The following is a 16,321-nucleotide window of genomic DNA, read 5'->3' on the forward strand; positions in this document are numbered from 1 at the left end:
TCGGGCGTGGAGATACTCAACACCACAACCGGTGGATTCGGTAGGGATGTGTCGAGCGTCACGCCAGGGCCGAAAGTCCCCACCTTGCCCGGAAAGGGACGTTACGGCTTCAGCTGCAGCTTGAAGCCCTCGTGGCTGCGTGCGAAGCCCAGCCGCTCGTAGAAGCGGTGGGCTGCGGTCCGCCGCTTGCTGCTCGTCAGCTGGACCAGGCCGCAGCCGCGCTCGCGGGCCCGCTCGACGGCGAGGCGCATCAGCTCCGCGCCGAGTCCCGCGCCCCGCCGGTCCGCGCGGACCCGTACGGCCTCCACCACGGCCCGCTCCTGCCCGTTCTGGCCCAGACCCGGTACGTACGTCAGCTGGAGGCAGCCGAGCACGACCTCGTCCGTCTCATCCGTCTCGTCCGCCCCGTCGGTGAGGACCAGCATCTCGTTGCGGGGGTCCGCCTCGATGGCGGCGAAGGCCCGCTCGTGCGCCTCGCCGACCACGATCGAGGCCGGGTCGAGGACCTGGTCCTCGTCCGCGAGCAGGGCGAGTACGGCGGGCAGGTCCCGTCGGGTGGCGTTGCGGAAGGTCATGGCCGGATTGTGGCAGGGGGGCCGGCCCGGACGGCGGCCGGACCCCCTGCGGCTCGTGGGAGCGGGGGGTTACGGGCGGAAGCGCAGCACCTGCGGGTCGTGGTCGCTGTTCTGCGCCGCGAACTCCGCGTTGATGTGCACGCTGTCGTACGTGAACTTCTTGATCGCCGGGCTGGTCAGGATCTGGTCCAGCACCTGCGCGTTGCCCTGGTAGACGTACGAGTAGCGCTCCGCCTTCGGCAGCGACTTGATCGCCGGGTACAGCGCCCCGCCGTCCGCGAGCGCGTCCGTCGTCGCCGAGAACTCGAAGTCGTTGATGTCACCGAGGACCAGGACGTTCGCGTTCTTGTCCGCCGCCAGGATCTCCTTGACGAAGCCGTTCACGGCCTGCGCCTGCAGCAGCCGCTTGGCCTCCGAGGAACGGACCGGCGGCTGGTGGTGCGAGGCCAGGCCCTCGTCGCCGCCCTTGGAGCCGAAGTGGTTGGCGATCACGAAGACCGTCTTGCCGCGGAAGACGAACTCGCCCGCCAGCGGCTTGCGGCTGTCCGCCCACGCCGGGTTCGCGGGGTCGACGCGGCCGGGGGAGTGGGTCAGGGCGGCCTTGCCGTTCTCCTTGACCACGCCGGTCGCCGTCACCGCGTCGCCCGGGGCGCGCTCGGTGAAGGAGACGCGCGCCGGGTTGAAGAGGAAGACCTGGCGGATGTTGCCGCCGGGCTCGCCGCCGTCCTTCTTGTCCTCGGGGTTGACGGTCCGCCACTGGTAGGCCGGGCCGCCCGCCGCCGCGATCGCCGCGGTGAACTTCGTCAGCGTCTGCTCGGCGGAGACGGTGCCGTCGTTCTTGGCGCCGTTGTCGTCCTGGATCTCCTCCAGGGCGAGGATGTCGGGCGAGGCGAGGTTCTCGACGACCGCCTTCGCCAGCGCGTCGAACTTCTCCTGCGGGTCGGTCGGGTCGAGGTTCTCCACGTTGTACGTGGCCACCGCGAGCTCCTGCTCGGTCTGCGGCTTGGTCTTCTCGGGGGCGAGGGTGCCCGCCTTGACCGTGCCGAGGGTGCGGGCCACCAGCGTGTAGCCGCCGAACTGGTTGAAGTCCAGCGGGCCCTCGGTGGTGCCGGTCAGCTTGTCGCCGACGTTGGCCACCGGGAAGGGCTGCTGCGCGATGGGCGCGAGCTGCTGGATCTGCAGGCGGCCGGTGTTCTGGGACTCGTAGGAGCCGTAGATCGTGCCACCGCGCTTGGCGGTGTTCTCCCAGCCCTTCACCGTGACCCACAGCTCCGAGTACGGGTCGGTGGCGCCGACCACGCGGGAGGTGCCGATCTTGACGTTCATGCCCTCCAGCGACTCGTAGTAGTCCAGGGCGTAGCGCGCGGGCTCCAGGGTCAGGCCGTTGATGCTGCCGGCGGCGGCCGGGTCGCCCGCCGGGGCGTACTCGGCGGGCACCGAGTACTCGTTGATCGCGGTGGCCTCGGGCAGCGCGTTGCCGGAGGAGACCACGGTCACCGTCGGCTTGGAGATCTGGGTCACCGACTGGTTGCCGGAGGCGAGGCCGCCGGGGACGTACTCGCCGACGGTGCCGGAGACCTTCACCGCGTCGCCCACGGCGACGGTCGGAACGGAGCTGGTGAAGACGAACACGCCCTCACTGGTGGCGTCGTTGTCGTCGGCGTCCGGGTCCTGGATCCAGAAGCCGCGCGAGCCGTACGTACGCACGCCCGTCACGATGCCCTCGACGTCGGTGACCTGCTTGCCGTTCAGCGGGGATATCCGGGTGGTGCCCTGGATGTCGTGGATGCGTATCGGATCGGCGGACACGGCGCCTTCGGCCGCGTCGGCGGAACCCGCGAGCAGGCCGGTGGCCAGTGCGGTGGCGACGAGGGCCGCGACGGCGGCGGAACGGGGATGCGAGGAGCGCATGGGCAGGAACTCCGGTGTGGGAGAGGGAAAGGAGGGGCGCGGCAGCGGGTCGCAGCGAGATCTGCGGGAGGCGTGCCGCTCCCGATACATCTACGCGCGTCAATTTCCTGTGTGGCCAGCAAAGTTGTCAAGCCCTCCAGGGAATACGGCAGCTGACTGTGGGATGAACCAAAGGTGATGGCCCGCCGGATGGTCCCGAAATGCGTCTACGCTGGAGCGCCGAACGACGGCCACCGCTGTCATCTGCGCCACATCTGCCCTGCGCTGGCCTGCCTGCCATGTCGGCCATGTCGCCGATGTCCGCGCGCACATGACGGACCAATCGGTCGTCACGGCCCGTCGGCCCGGCTGCGCGCCCGGCCCCACCGCGTCCGCGAGGAGAACAGCACCATGTCCGCAGAGTCGCACCCCACGCTGCCGCCGGTACGGCTGCACTCCGACGCGGAACTGGCGCGCGACGCCCTCGGCGCCCCGCTGTTCGCGCGCGCCGTACGCCTCGCCCGCTGGGCCGGTCCCGGCACGCGCGTCGACGTCGGCGGTGAACTCGTCGCGGACCAGCTGCCCGGGGCCGTCGAGGTGCTCGGCCTCGACGCCGCCGACGCGGACTCCGCCGGGTACGCGGGCCAGGCCTGGCGGGTGGCCGTGGACACCGGCCTGGTCGACGTGACGGAGCCGGAGGACGAGGCCGGTCAGGACGTCGGTCAGGTCGCCGGTCAGGACGTCGGTCCCGGCGCCGGTCAGGGCAGCGAAGAGCGGTTCGGCACGGCCGCGCCCGGCGAGGACCTGGCCCTGGTGACGAGCGGTGCGCCCGGCGACGTTCTCGACCTGTGGCTGGCGGCCCTGGACACGGTGCTCGCCGACGCGGCCGTGCCCGACCTCGACGGCCTCGTCGACGCGCTGGACGCGGGCGGCGAGATCGACTTCGACCGGCTGGACTGGAACCCGGGCCGCGAGGCGGACTTCCTCGACGGGGTCCTCGCCAACCTCTACCTGCTCACCGTCACCGAGGGCGGGGCGGCGGACCGGCCGGTTCCGCTGCCGGTGCTCGCCGCGTCGATGGTCGTCCCCGACGGCATGGGCGAGCCCACCGACGCCGTGCTGGAGCAGGTCTCGGACGCGATGATGCGCCTCGACGACCAGTTCAGGCAGCTGGAGCCGATCGGGCTGGTCGAGTTCCGGCCCGTCGACGAAGAGCTGATGGCGGAGGCCGACGAGGAGGAGCTCGCCGCCGGCGCGTCGCGGGCGGGCGGCCCGGCCGCCGTGGACGACGAGGACGTCTCCCGCTACGGCATGGTCCGCCTCACCCCGCTCGGCGTGTACGGGATCCGGGCCCGCATGCTGGAGGCCGGGGTCGAGGCGCCCGCCGTCGGCGAGCTGGCCGACAAGGGCGCCGACGCACTGCTCGACGCGGTCTCCTTCTACCCCGAGAACGCCGCCCAGGCCGAGATCGAACAGTGGCTGGCCGGCCGCGAACTGCCCGCCGCGGTCGCCGAACTGCTGGCCGCCGCCCGCGGGGACGACGAGGGCGGCCCGCTGCGCCGGCTCCGGTGTCAGCAGGCCCTGGCGCCGGCCGGGCCGGAGGCCGAGCCGGCGGTCCGCGCGGTGCTGGACGACGCGGAGCTCGGCGGGCTCGCCCGGGTGTGGCTGGCGGAGCGCGGGGCGGCCGACGTACCGGCGCCGGACCCGGAGATGGTGTTCTGGCTGACGGTCGACACGATCGCGGCGCAGCTGGCCGCCGACGGGGAGACGGAGGAGCTGCCGCTCCTGATGGAGACGCTGACCGCCCATCACGCGGGGTTCTTCGAGCAGGTGTGGCGGGTGGAGCACCCGGCGACGGCGTACGTCCTGGAGGCGATGGGCCGGCTGCACCCGGACAAGAGGGCGGCGAAGGAGGCCCGCAAGGCCGCGTTCAAGGCGCGTTCCCGCCGCCCCTGAGCCGAGCGGGCGGTGGGGGGAGCCGGTGGGGGCGGTGGCGGGTGCGGTGGTGGTGGCCGGTGTAGCGGGTGTGGCCGGTGGGCCCGGTGGGGTCGGGCGGCCCGGGCATCCCCGGCGTACCGGCCGGGGTGGCGACAATGCGCCGTTCCTGGGGCCGGAGTTGGCCATTCCGGCCACCGGCAAGGGGACTGATCCTCTTCGTGGGTAGTTCAGCCGCCGTTCACGTGCGGGCGACAGCGTGTGCGCCGACGACCGCACGACAGGCGCACCACCTCCCCACCCCAGGAGACCCGATGCCGCTCAGCCGTAGAGACTTCACCGCCCGCACCGTCATCGCCGGCGCGGGAGTCGCGCTCACCGGGACGGTCGGTGCCCTCGCCACCGCCCCGGGAGCGCTGGCGGCCGACGACAGCACCCACCGCGACGAGCACGGGCGGCCCTGCGAGCCCGGCTACGGCCCGCTCGTCCCCGACCCGGCCGGCATCCTCGCCCTCCCCGCCGGGTTCAAGTACCGCGTGATCACGCACAGCGGGGTCACCACGCTGGAGTCCGGCGAGAGCACCCCGTCCAACCACGACGGGACCGCCGCCTTCGAGGGCCACCGAGGAGTCACCCTCCTCGTCAACAACCACGAGCTCAAGGGCCCCCGTTCGGGCTGGACCCACCCCGTCCCGCTCACCGAGGGCCTGGTCTACGACCCGGCCGCGGCCGGCGGCTGCACGGTCGTCGAGGTCCGGCGCGGCGGCGAGGTCGCCGAATGGGTGGGCATCGCCGGTACGTCCACCAACTGCGCGGGCGGCTCCACCCCCTGGAACACCTGGCTGACCTGCGAGGAGAACTCCGACCTCGCCGGCAAGAACGGCATGACCAAGGACCACGGCTACGTCTTCGAGGTCGACCCGCACGACCGGCGTGCCAACCGCGACCCGCGCCCGGTCAAGGCCTTCGGCCGCTACGACCACGAGGCCGTGGTCATCGACCCGCGCCAGGGCCACGCGTACCTGACCGAGGACGCCTCCGGCCCCAACGGGCTGTTCTACCGCTGGACCCCGCCCCGCGGCTTCCACCACGGGCGCGGCAGGCTCCGTACGCTCGCCGCCGACGCCGGCGTGCTCCAGGCCGCCAAGTGCATCGACAGCTCGGGCCGGTTCGTCGACGACTTCTCGCGCGCCACGAAGATCGGCACCGTCTACGGCGTCGACTGGGTGGACGTCCAGGACCGCGACGCCCGGACCGTGCCGGTGCGCAAGCAGTTCGCCGACGGAGTGGTGACGCGCGGGCGCAAGCTGGAGGGCATGTGGTGGGCCGACGGAGGCGCGTACTTCGTCTCCTCCTACGCCCGTGAGGAGAGCCCGGGCGCGGCGCACGACGGCCAGGTGTGGTTCTACGACCCGAAGCGGCGCACGGTCCGGCTGACCGTCCTGATCGGTGTCAACGCGGATCCGTCGGTGGACGGGGGCTACGACGGCCCGGACAACATCACCGTGTCGCCGTACGGAGGGCTGGTCATCGCGGAGGACGGCTCGGGGCTGCAGCACCTGTTCGGCGCGACGGACTCGGGCCGCACCTACCCGCTGGCGCGCAACGAGCTGAACATCGGATCGGCCGAGGAGCCGGAGTACTCCGAATTCACCGGTGTCTGCTTCTCCCCGGACGGGCGCACGCTGTTCGCCAACATCCAGAGCCCGGGCATCATGCTGGCCATCACCGGGCCGTGGCGGCGCGGCCACTGACGCGGGCGGAGCCCGGCGCGCCCACGAGCGTGGGTGAGGGCGCGGGCACGGGTCCGGGCGGTCCGGGCACGGGTCAGGGCGTGGGCGTGGGTGCCTGGGCACCCGCGCTCACTGGCCTGCGGAAACCTCCGCGCGCGAGCCATCGGCCCACTCGGTGAGCAGGAACTCATACGCCTCCGAGGGCCACTCGCCGTCCACCCGGGTCTCGACGAGGAGCCGTATCGCCTCGTTCGCCTCGGCGGCGGACGGGCGGGCGGGTCCCGCGGGCGTGAGTGTCTGGTGCATGGTTTCAAGGCTACGGGCGGGCACTGACAGCAACGTACGGATTACGCGTGGCATCCATCACCCGGGATGCGCGGCCGTGGCTGCCGGTGCCCGCCCACCTGCTCAGAGTGCCTGCGCGGCGGGCTTGACCATGCCGCGCACTGTGCGCGACTTCACAAACTCGCCCATGGCCGTCATCTCCCACTCGCCGCTGAACTGCTTGATCAGCTTGGCCATCATCACGCCGGTCTGGGGCTCGGCGGTGGTCAGGTCGAAGCGCACCAGCTCCTCGCCGCTCGCCGCGTCGATCAGGCGGCAGTACGCCTTCGCCACCTCGGTGAACTTCTGGCCGGAGAAGGAGTTGACCGTGAAAACCAGGCCGGTGGCCTCGGCGGGGAGCCGGCCGAGGTCCACGACGATCACCTCGTCGTCGCCCGCGCCCTCACCCGTGAGGTTGTCCCCCGAGTGCTTGACGGAGCCGCCCAGGATGGACAGCTTGCCGAAGTAGCAGCTGTCGATGTGGTTGCGCTGGGGGCCGTACGCGATGACGGAGGCGTCGAGGTCGATGTCCCGGCCGCCGAAGGCGGGCTCCCAGCCCAGGCCCATCTTCACCTGGGAGAGCAGCGGGCGGCCGCCCTTGACCAGGGAGACGGTCTGGTTCTTCTGGAGGCTGACCCGGCCCTTGTCGAGGTTGATCTTCCCGGTGCCGGGCGGGGCGGCCGGGGGTGCGGCGGGCGCCGCCGCCGGGACCGGCGCGGCCGGGGTGACGGGGGCCGTCGGGGTCGTGGCGCCGCCGAGCCAGGGGGAGGGCGGGTAGGAGACCGGAGGGGCCGGCGCCGCGGGGGGCGCGGGGGGTGCCGGGGCGACGGGCGGGGTGACGGCGGCGGCCGCGGGTGCCGGCTCGTCCTCCACGGAGACCCCGAAGTCGGTGGCGATGCCGGCGAGGCCGTTCGCGTACCCCTGGCCGACCGCGCGCACCTTCCACACGCCGCCGCGCAGGTAGATCTCGACGACGACGAGCGCCGTCTCGGAGCCCAGCTGCGGCGGGGTGAAGGAGGCGATCACCGCGCCGCCGTCGGCGTTGCGCACGGTGGCCGTGGGCTCGATGCCCTGGAAGCTCTGCCCGGCGGCGTCGGGGCTGGCCGTGACCACGATCCGCTCGATGCCCGGCGGCACCGCGCCGGTGTCCACCGTGATCGAGTCCGGCGCCGCACCGCCGCCGGACCGGTAGCTGACGCCGGGGCCGGAGGGCTGGTTGAAGAAGATGAAGTCGGCGTCGGAGCGCACCTTGCCGTCGGCCGTCAGGAGCAGGGCCGATACGTCGAGCCGCACCGGCGCAGCCACGTCCACCGTCACGCGGACGGTGTTGAGCGGCAGGTTGGAACCAGGGGTCATAGCGGTCATGCCCGGAGAACGACCGGAGGGGCTTTGCCGTTCCCTTACCCTCGCGAGAGATTTCAGCGCCGGTTGCGGGGGTGGTTCCGCGCCGCGCGCTCGTTCCCGAACTTGTACGAGCCGGTCCAGCGGGCCATGACCAGCTGCGCGTCGCCGGACTCCACCTCGGCGAGGAACTTCTCCGCCCGGGCCCCGCGCAGGGTGGCGGCGGTGCGGCCCTGGTGGGTGATGACGAGGCACTGGGCGCCCAGTCTTTCGTACGAGAATCCGTGCGGCTCCGGCATGGGGCGCAGCCTGCCCCGCCGCGTGCGGGGCGGGCAACGGGATTAAGGGCGGCGGTCCCGGCCTGGGCAGGGTCCTGGCCGGGGTGTGGCTCCCGCTGAGGCGTGGCCCGGCCGGGGTTGGCCCCGGCTGGGATAAGCCCCCCCGGCTGGGACAGGCCCCCCGGCCGGGACAGCCCCCCCGGCTGGGACAGGCCCCCCGGCTGGGACAGGCCCCCCGGCTGGGACAGGCCCCCCGGCTGGGACAGGCCCCCCGGCTGGGACAGGCCCCCCGGCTGGGACAGGCCCCCCGGCTGGGACAGGCCCCCCGGCCGGGGTACCGCCTTCGTTCAGACGCCCGTGACCCGGCGCGGCAGCCCCAGCGGGTTGGCCTCGCGCAGCTCCGCCGGAAGGAGCGAGTCCGGCACGGACTGGTAGGCCACCGGCCGCAGCCAGCGCTCGATCGCGGTCCCGCCCACCGAGGTGGAGTGCGAGGTCGCCGCCGGGTAGGGCCCGCCGTGGTGCTGGGCCGGGGCCACCGCCACGCCGGTCGGCCAGCCGTTGACCACGATCCGGCCCGCCAGCTCCGTGACCTGCCCGATCAGCTCGGCGGCCGGACCCGGCGCGCCCTCCGTCTCGGCGGCCGACAGCTGGAGCGTGGCGCTCAGGTTCCCGGGAAGCCGGCCGAGCACCGCGCCCGCCTCGCCCTGATCGGCGTACCGCACGACGACGGTGACCGGGCCGAAGCACTCCTCCAGGAGGAGGTCGTGGGCGCCGCCCCCGAGCAGGTCCCCGGCGCTCACGGTCAGGTAGCCCGCGCCGACGGTGTGCTCCCCGCCGGAGCCCGGGGTGACGGGCGCGTCGACGCCGGGCAGCCCGGCCCGCTCGCGGACCCCGGAGACGAAGTTCTCCCGCATCCGGTGGTCGAGCAGCACCCCGGGCTCGGTCTCCCCGAGCGCCTTGGTGAGCGCGGCGGTGAGACGGTCGCCCGCCGCCCCCTCGGGGACCAGCACCAGCCCGGGCTTCACGCAGAACTGGCCGACGCCGAGGGTGACCGAGCCCGCGAGCCCGGCGCCGATCTCCTCAGCGCGCTCGGCGGCCGCGGCCGGGGTGACCACGACGGGGTTGAGGGAGCCCAGCTCGCCGTGGAAGGGGATCGGCACGGGCCGGGCGGCGGCCGCGTCGAACAGCGCCCGCCCGCCCCGGATGGAACCGGTGAATCCGGCGGCGGCCACCAGCGGGTGGCGGATCAGCTCCAGGCCGGCGTCGAACCCGTGGACCACGCTCACCACTTCGGCCGGGAGCCCGACGGCGGCCGCCGCCCGGCGCAGCAGCGAGGCGCACAGTTCGGAGGTGGCCGGGTGGTCGGGGTGCGCCTTGACGACCACCGGGCAGCCGGCGGCCAGCGCGCTCGCGGTGTCCCCGCCGGGGACGGAGAAGGCGAGCGGGAAGTTGGAGGCGGCGTAGACCGCGACCACGCCGAGCGGGACCTTGTAGCGGCGCAGTTCGGGGCGGGGCGGGCTGAGGGAGGGGTCGGCGCGGTCGATCCGGATGTCGAGGTAGGCGCCCTCGTCGACGGCGTCGGCGAAGGCGCGCAGCTGGCCGGTGGTGCGCGCCAGTTCGCCGGTGAGCCGGCCCGGGCCGAGCGCCGTCTCGGCGTCGGCGGCCTCGATGACGTGGGCGGCGGCCTCGTCGAGCAGCGCGGCGGCGGTGCGCAGGAAGGCGGCGCGGACGGCGGCGTCGGCGAGCGGGGCACGGGCCGCGTGGGCCGCCCGTACGGCTTCGGCCACCTCCCGGGACGTGGCCTCCACCGCAACCTGCTCGCGCTGCTTCCCGGTGCGGGGGTCCACACTCCAGACTGGTGTCGTTGTCATGGCCCACTGCCTCCTGGATCGTTCAGTATTCTGAACGCGGTTCCGGTGGATGAATGATCACATCTGCTGCGGACTCTATTTCCGCGTCCTCCGCGTGACAAGAGGCGACCAGAGGGGAAGCAGGCGTATGACGACGACCGAGTCGGGGATCCCGGTTGCGGCGGCGCCGGTCAAATCGGCGGTCCGGACCGTCCTGCTGCTGGAGCACTTCGCGGCGCGGCCGGGGCTGCACAGCCTGGCGGACATCCAGCACGACCTCGACCTGCCCAAGTCCAGCCTCTACATGTTGCTGCGCACGCTGGTGAACCTGGGGTGGGTGGAGACGGACGCGACGGGCACGCGGTACGGAATCGGCGTACGGGCCCTGCTGGTCGGCAGTTCGTACATCGACGGGGACGAGGTGGTCGCCGCCGCCCGGCCCACCCTGGACCGGCTCTCCGACGACACGACGGAGACCATCCACCTGGCGCGGATGGACGGAACGAGCGTGGTGTACCTCGCCACCCGGCAGTCCCAGCACTACCTGCGGCCCTTCACCCGGGTCGGGCGGCGGCTGCCCGTGCACTCGACGGCGCTCGGCAAGGCGCTGCTGGCCACGCACACGGACGAAGAGGTACGGAGGCTGCTGCCGCGGCGTCTGGAGGCGGTCACCGAGCACACCGTCACCGACCGGGAGCAGCTCGTCGAGGAGTTGGCGCTGGTACGGGAGCAGGGGTACGCGGTGGACCGGGAGGAGAACACCCTCGGGTTGCGCTGCTTCGGGGTGGCGGTGCCGTACCGGACGCCGGCCCGTGACGCGGTGAGCTGCTCGGTGCCGGTGGCCCGGCTGACGGCGGGGCACGAACAGGTCATCAAGGCGGCGCTGTTCGAGGCGAGGGACCGGCTGTCGGTGGTGACGCGGCGCATGTGAGGCGCCGCAGGCGGGGCGGCGTGGGCGGGGCGCCGCAGGCGGGGCGGCGTAGGCGGGGGCGGGGTAGGCGGGGCGCCGCAGGCGGGGGCGGCGCGAGTGGGGCGGCGGTGTGGTGCCTCCCCCGTGCGGGGGAGGCGGTTCCCCTGTGAGGGGGAGGTGGCGGGGCGGTCGGCGCGGGACCGTTGGGTCATGAGCACACGAGCCGTTCGGACGGCGTACGCGACGAGGCCGCCGGCCCCCGCCCCGGGGGCCGGGCGGCGGATCCTGGGGGCGGTGGCCATCGCGGCCACCGTGCCGTACCTGGCGCTGAAGGCCGCCTGGCTGTCCGGGAGCCGGATCGGGATACCGGACGGCAGCGTGCTGCTGGAGCCCGGGCCGTTCTTCACCGCGGCCAATTCCCTCACGCTGGCCATGGACGCGAGCGTCATCCTGCTCGTCCTGGTGCTCACGAGGCCCTGGGGCGTGCGGGTGCCGGCCTGGCTGCTGGCCGTGCCGGTCTTCGTGGCCACGGGACTGCTGGCCCCGATCGTCACGGCGTTCCCGGGTCAACTGCTCATACGGGCGCTCGGCTTCGGGGAGGAACCGGCTGCGGCGGCCGCGCGCCAGCCGTTCGTTGACCCCTGGGTGTTCAACGTGGTCTACGGGGGCTTCATGGTCCAAGGACTCGCTCTGGCCGGGCTGTTCGTGCCCTATGCGCGAGAGCGCTGGGGCCGGCTGTGGCAGGGCGTGGCGGTCGGGGTCCAGTCGGACGGAGTCCGGGGGAGGCTGCCGTCGTCCACGGGGGTGGTGGCGGCAGCCGCGGCCGCGGCCGGCCTGGCGGTCGCGGCGGTGTGCGCGTACTGGGCCTTCGGCGGTACGGCCGGGCTGGGTGCCGAGCAGGCGGCCGCGCACTCCGCGGAGACGGGTGTGGTGTCCGCCGTCCACGGGATGTGGGCGCTCGCCGCCGGGGCGGGGGCGCTGCTGCTGGCCCGTGGCGGGGGGCTCCGGGCGCGGTGGCAGTTCGCCCTCGCCTGGGTCGGAGCGGGCGCGACCCTGACCTGGGGGGCCTGGATGCTGACCGCTTCGCTGGGACCGCAGCTGGACGGTGGTGAAGGACCTTCTGCCGCAGCCCTGTTGGCCTACGCTGGCCAGATGATCACGGGATCGCTCGCCGCCGCCGTCCTCACTCGGTTCCTCATATCCCGCCGCGAAGGATGATGCGCGGCGCTTTGGGCCGGCTGCTGGGCGCGCGGGCTCGGCTGCGGTGGATCCACCTGATCCTCGGTGGGGCCCTGCTGATGCCGTACTTCCTCCTCACCCAGGTGGGGGTGGGTACGGCGGCCGGCGGGGTCAATGCCCTCAACTCCTTCCCGCTGACCCTCGCCGCCTATGCGGCGGCCCTGCCGCTGATCGCGGTGACCGCGGTCTTCGGGCTGGTCCGGCCGATGTCCGTGGCCGCCGTCCGGGCCATGTGCGGGGTGCCGGGTGAGCGGCTGGCGGAAGGGCCCGCGCGGTCCTGGGCCGCGCGGGGGCGGACCTCCGCCTGGTGGACCCTGCACCTGGGGGTGGGCGCGGTGATCAGCGGGATGACCCTCGCGGTACCGCCCCTGGCGGTGGTGCTGATCACGCTGCCGCTCGTGAGCGGACTGCGGATGGCCGAGCTCGGACTGGGCTGGTTCACGACCGAGGCCGATCCGTACGTGGCTCCCCTGCTCGGGATCGGTCTGCTGGGAGGGCTCGTCCTGTGCGCCGCCGGGGCCGGGGCGCTGCTGGCCCGGATGGCGCCCGTACTGCTCGGGCCGACGGCGGCGGACCGGCTGGCCGCGGCCGAGGAGCGGGCCGCCGACCTGGCCGTGCGCAACCGGCTGGCCCGGGAGCTGCACGACGCGGTCGGGCACGCGCTGAGCGCCGTCACCCTCCAGGCGGTCGCCGCCCGGCGGATGCTGGAGCGCGACCCCGAGTTCGTACGGGAGGCGCTGGCCGCGATCGAGGACACCACCCGGCGGACGGTGGGCGAGCTGGACGCCGTACTGGGCCTGCTGCGGGACGGGGATCCGGCCCGGCCGGACGCCGCGCCGGCACCGACCCTCGCCGCCGACCTCGACGGGCTGCTGGCCCGTACCCGGGCGGCCGGCATCACCGTCACCGCGCACCAGGACCCCGGCCCCGGCGGGGGCTGGGCAGGGCTTCCGGCGATCGCCTCCCGCGAGGCGTACCGGATCGTCCAGGAGGGGCTCAGCAACGCCCTCCGCCACGGCACCGGCCCGGTGGATCTGCGGATCCGGGTGCGGGCCGGCCACGAGAGCGGACACCGTGAACTGGAGATCACCATGACCAATACGCCCGCCACCCCCGGCGCAGGGGAGTCCCGCACCACCGGGGGCCGGGGACTGCGCGGCTCCGCGGAACGGGCGGCCCTGCTCGGCGGCAGCGTCGAGGCCGGCCCGTACGAGGACCAGTGGCGGCTGCGGGCCGTCCTCCCTCTCGCCGGAGGCGACCGATGAGCGCGCCGACCCCGCCCACCGAGGCGACGCAGGCGACCCCGCCCACCCCGCCCACCGCGCCCACCCCGCCCACCGCGCCGACCGCGCCGACCGCGCCCACCCCGCCCACCGCGCCGACCGCGCCGACCGCGCCCACCGCGCCCACCCCGCCGACCCCGGCGGGCCGTCCGCCGCTGCGCATCGTGCTCTGCGACGACGAGCGGATGGTCCGCACCGCGCTGCGGGTCATCCTGGAGGCCGAGCCCGACCTCCAGGTCGTCGGCGAGGCCGCCACCGGCGCCGAAGCGGTCCCGCTGGTCCGCTCGCTGGCCCCGGACGTGGTGCTGATGGACGTCCGGATGCCCGAGATAGACGGGCTCCGGGCCACCGAGCAGATCCTCGCCACCATGGCCGCGCCGCCCCGGATCGTGGTCGTCACCACCTTCGAGAACGACGCCTACGTCTACGACGCGCTGCGCGCGGGAGCCGTGGGCTTCCTCCTCAAGCGCGCCGACCCCGACGAGCTGATCGGGGCGGTCAGGCTCGTCGCCCGCGGCGACTCGCTGCTCTTCCCCGCCGCGGTGCGCTCCCTCGCCGCCGCCCACACGGCCGGCGGCGCCCCGCCCGCCGCCGCGCCCTGGGTGGCCCGGCTCACCGACCGCGAGGCCGACGTACTGCGCCTGATGGCCACCGGGCTGTCCAACCACGAGATGAGCGAGCGCCTCGGCGTCGGACCGCAGACGGTCAAGACGCACGTCGCGGCGGTCCTCACCAAGACCGGCTCCCGCGACCGCACCCAGGCGGTCATCGCGGCGTACGAGGGGGGCTTCATCATGAAGAAAAGCTGAGAACCCGGCCACAATCGGGGCAGAGCGGAACGGCTGGGGTCACTGGGACGTCCTTCTGGGGGATGAACAAGACGATCAGGCGTGCGTCGGTCTTCTGTCTGCTTCTGGTGCTGGCCCTGCTGGTCCGCGTCACCTGGGTGCAGGCATATCAAGGCCAGGCCCTCGCAGACGACAAGCACAACCGCCGAAACCTCATCGGGCAGTACGAGAACCCGCTGGGCAACATCATCGTGGGCGGGGAGGCGATCACCGGCTCGGTGAAGACGGGCGGCAAGGACTTCGCCTACAAGCGGACGTATGTCGACGGCCCCCTCTACGCGCCGATCACCGGGTACAGCTCCCAGGCCTACGGCACGACCATGCTGGAGGGCATCTACAAGAACGTCCTCAACGGTTCGGACAGCCGGCTGAAGACCGTGATGGACATGCTCACCAACAAGCGGGCCGCCCCCGGCAACGTCCTGACCACGATCGACAAGGACGTGCAGAAGGCCGCCCACGACGCGCTCCAGGGCAAGCAGGGCGCCGCCGTGGCCATCGACCCCGCGACCGGCGAGATCCTCGCCGTGGTGAACAACCCCTCCTTCGACCCGGGCAGCATCGCCGGCGCCAACGACGACAAGGCCTGGGCCGAACTCTCCGCGGACAAGGGCAAGGCCCTGGAGAACGTGGCGCTGCGCAAGCCCCAGGCGCCCGGGTCCACCTTCAAGCTGGTCACCCTCGCCGCGGCCATAGAGAACGGCCTCGTCACCAACCTCGACCAGCCGACCGGCATCGCCGACCCGTACACGATCCCCGGCACCCGCACCCTGCTGCCCAGCGAGGCGGGCTCCGCGGCCTGCAACAACGTCTCGGTGCGCACCGCCCTGCGGCTGTCCTGCAACAACGTCTTCGCCGAGCTCGCGTCCAAGCTCGGCCAGGACAAGATGCGCGCGACGGCCGAGAAGCTCGGGTTCAACGTGCAGATCGACACCCCGGTCCGCACCAATCCGCCGAGCAAGTACCCGTCGAAGAAGATGTCGACCGACCAGGTCGCGCAGACGGGTATCGGCCAGTTCGACGTGCAGGCCACCCCGCTCCAGATGGCGATGGTGACGGCCGCGATCGAGAACGGCGGCAAGCTCGTCGCCCCGCACATGGTCTCCGAGGTCACCGACGGCAACGGCGACGTGCTGGAGAGCTTCAAGGACCCCAAGTCCCAGCAGGTCATGGGCGAGAAGACCGCCTCGATGATCCGGGACGCCATGCGCACGGTCGCCACCGAGGGCGGCGGCAAGTCGGCCCAGGTCGCGGGCGCCGAGGTGGGCGGCAAGACCGGTACCGCCCAGCGCGGTGTCAACAACAGCCTCGCGCCGCTGGCCTGGTTCACCTCGTACGGCAAGCTGGGCGGCAAGCAGATCGCGGTCGCCGTGGTGATCGAGAACTCGGACACCGACCGCTCCGAGATCGGCGGCGGCAAACTGGCCGCCCCCATCGCCCAGAAGATGATGGAGGCGTGGCTCAAGAAGTAGCCCCGCGGGCGGCACGGCCGACGCGCCGGGAACCGCCCGGGTCCCCGGCGCGTTTCCCTTCCCGTGATCAGAGCCGCGGAGCCCGCAGACCTCGACGCCATCGCCGCCCTGCACGCGCGGGCCCGGGCCACGTACTACCGGGGACACATCCCCGAACAGGCCTGCGCGGGTGACGCAGAGCTCCACCGGACGCGCGAGGGCTGGTCCCGTGCCGTCGCCCGGGACCCCGCCGAGGGCGCGGTGCTCTGCGCCGAGCAGGACGGCCGGCTCACCGGGGTCGCCGCCTTCCGCACGGAGGACGGCGAGACCACCCTCACCCAGCTCCACGTCGACCCGGTCCACTGGCGCCGCGGCACCGGCGCCGCCCTGCACGCCGCCTGCCTCGACGTCTGGCGCCGCGCCGGAGTCAGCCGGGTCCGCCTCGAGGTCTACGCGCACAACCTCCGCGCCCAGGCCTTCTACGCCACCCACGGCTGGCGCCCGGACCCCTCCACCCCGCACGCGGGCACCCACCGCACCCTCTGGCTCCAGATCGGCCCCCCGCCCGCCGCCGGCTCGACCGGGGGCCCCGCGGACGCTCCGGGTGCGGACACCGGCCTTCGCGGAGAAGCTTGAAGGCGACCGGCATTCCGTAGAGAGGACG

The 16,321-nt window shown here is 73.5% G+C and carries 14 protein-coding genes; 8 read left to right on the top strand and 6 right to left on the bottom strand.

Annotated features, from left to right (window positions below; genetic code table 11):
• Positions 1 to 101 precede the first annotated feature (101 nt).
• Positions 102 to 575, bottom strand: a complete 474-nt coding sequence (locus RIU97_RS30380) for a GNAT family N-acetyltransferase (RefSeq protein WP_404960778.1) — start codon at positions 573 to 575, stop codon at positions 102 to 104.
• 69 nt (positions 576 to 644) lie between these two features.
• Entirely contained in the window at positions 645 to 2,486 is a 1,842-nt protein-coding gene (locus RIU97_RS30385; protein WP_404960779.1) for an endonuclease/exonuclease/phosphatase family protein, read from the bottom strand.
• A 390-nt stretch (positions 2,487 to 2,876) separates the two neighbouring features.
• Between RIU97_RS30385 and RIU97_RS30390 the strand changes: the two genes are divergently transcribed.
• Complete coding sequence (locus RIU97_RS30390; RefSeq protein ID WP_404960780.1) at positions 2,877 to 4,421, top strand: hypothetical protein; 1,545 nt, start codon at positions 2,877 to 2,879, stop codon at positions 4,419 to 4,421.
• A 293-nt stretch (positions 4,422 to 4,714) separates the two neighbouring features.
• The gene (locus tag RIU97_RS30395) at positions 4,715 to 6,154 is read left to right on the top strand and encodes an alkaline phosphatase PhoX (protein ID WP_404960781.1); all 1,440 of its coding nucleotides are present in this window, start codon (positions 4,715 to 4,717) and stop codon (positions 6,152 to 6,154) included.
• A gap of 108 nt (positions 6,155 to 6,262) precedes the next feature.
• Here RIU97_RS30395 and RIU97_RS30400 read toward each other — a convergent pair whose 3' ends face one another.
• From RIU97_RS30400 to RIU97_RS30415, 4 genes are all read right to left on the bottom strand, one after another.
• Positions 6,263 to 6,439 (bottom strand): hypothetical protein, encoded by a 177-nt coding sequence (locus RIU97_RS30400; protein WP_319734186.1) that lies wholly within the window; start codon positions 6,437 to 6,439, stop codon positions 6,263 to 6,265.
• Positions 6,440 to 6,541: 102 nt separating this feature from the next.
• Positions 6,542 to 7,813, bottom strand: a complete 1,272-nt coding sequence (locus RIU97_RS30405; protein ID WP_404963004.1) for a TerD family protein — start codon at positions 7,811 to 7,813, stop codon at positions 6,542 to 6,544.
• Between the two features lie 62 nt (positions 7,814 to 7,875).
• Complete coding sequence (locus RIU97_RS30410) at positions 7,876 to 8,097, bottom strand: hypothetical protein (RefSeq protein ID WP_404960782.1); 222 nt, start codon at positions 8,095 to 8,097, stop codon at positions 7,876 to 7,878.
• 326 nt (positions 8,098 to 8,423) lie between these two features.
• Positions 8,424 to 9,947 (bottom strand): aldehyde dehydrogenase (NADP(+)), encoded by a 1,524-nt coding sequence (locus RIU97_RS30415; protein ID WP_404960783.1) that lies wholly within the window; start codon positions 9,945 to 9,947, stop codon positions 8,424 to 8,426.
• Between the two features lie 127 nt (positions 9,948 to 10,074).
• Between RIU97_RS30415 and RIU97_RS30420 the strand changes: the two genes are divergently transcribed.
• The 6 genes from RIU97_RS30420 to RIU97_RS30445 all read left to right on the top strand — a co-directional run bounded on the left by RIU97_RS30420 (position 10,075) and on the right by RIU97_RS30445 (position 16,293).
• Positions 10,075 to 10,857, top strand: coding sequence for an IclR family transcriptional regulator (locus RIU97_RS30420; RefSeq protein WP_404960784.1), 783 nt, complete (start codon positions 10,075 to 10,077; stop codon positions 10,855 to 10,857).
• A 189-nt stretch (positions 10,858 to 11,046) separates the two neighbouring features.
• Entirely contained in the window at positions 11,047 to 12,054 is a 1,008-nt protein-coding gene (locus RIU97_RS30425; protein ID WP_404960785.1) for a hypothetical protein, read from the top strand.
• Positions 12,054 to 13,340, top strand: a complete 1,287-nt coding sequence (locus RIU97_RS30430; RefSeq protein ID WP_404960786.1) for a sensor histidine kinase — start codon at positions 12,054 to 12,056, stop codon at positions 13,338 to 13,340. The genes RIU97_RS30425 and RIU97_RS30430 overlap by 1 nt, the downstream gene beginning before the upstream one ends.
• 173 nt (positions 13,341 to 13,513) lie before the next feature.
• Entirely contained in the window at positions 13,514 to 14,167 is a 654-nt protein-coding gene (locus RIU97_RS30435; protein ID WP_404963005.1) for a response regulator, read from the top strand.
• Positions 14,168 to 14,229: 62 nt separating this feature from the next.
• Positions 14,230 to 15,678, top strand: a complete 1,449-nt coding sequence (locus RIU97_RS30440) for a peptidoglycan D,D-transpeptidase FtsI family protein (protein ID WP_404960787.1) — start codon at positions 14,230 to 14,232, stop codon at positions 15,676 to 15,678.
• Between the two features lie 63 nt (positions 15,679 to 15,741).
• Positions 15,742 to 16,293 carry a GNAT family N-acetyltransferase gene (locus tag RIU97_RS30445; protein WP_404960788.1) on the top strand — a complete coding sequence of 184 codons (552 nt, stop codon included), beginning with the start codon at positions 15,742 to 15,744 and terminating at the stop codon, positions 16,291 to 16,293.
• Positions 16,294 to 16,321: the final 28 nt, after the last annotated feature.

The sequence above is a fragment of the Streptomyces sp. 147326 genome (assembly GCF_045000215.1).
GTDB lineage: Bacteria > Actinomycetota > Actinomycetes > Streptomycetales > Streptomycetaceae > Streptomyces.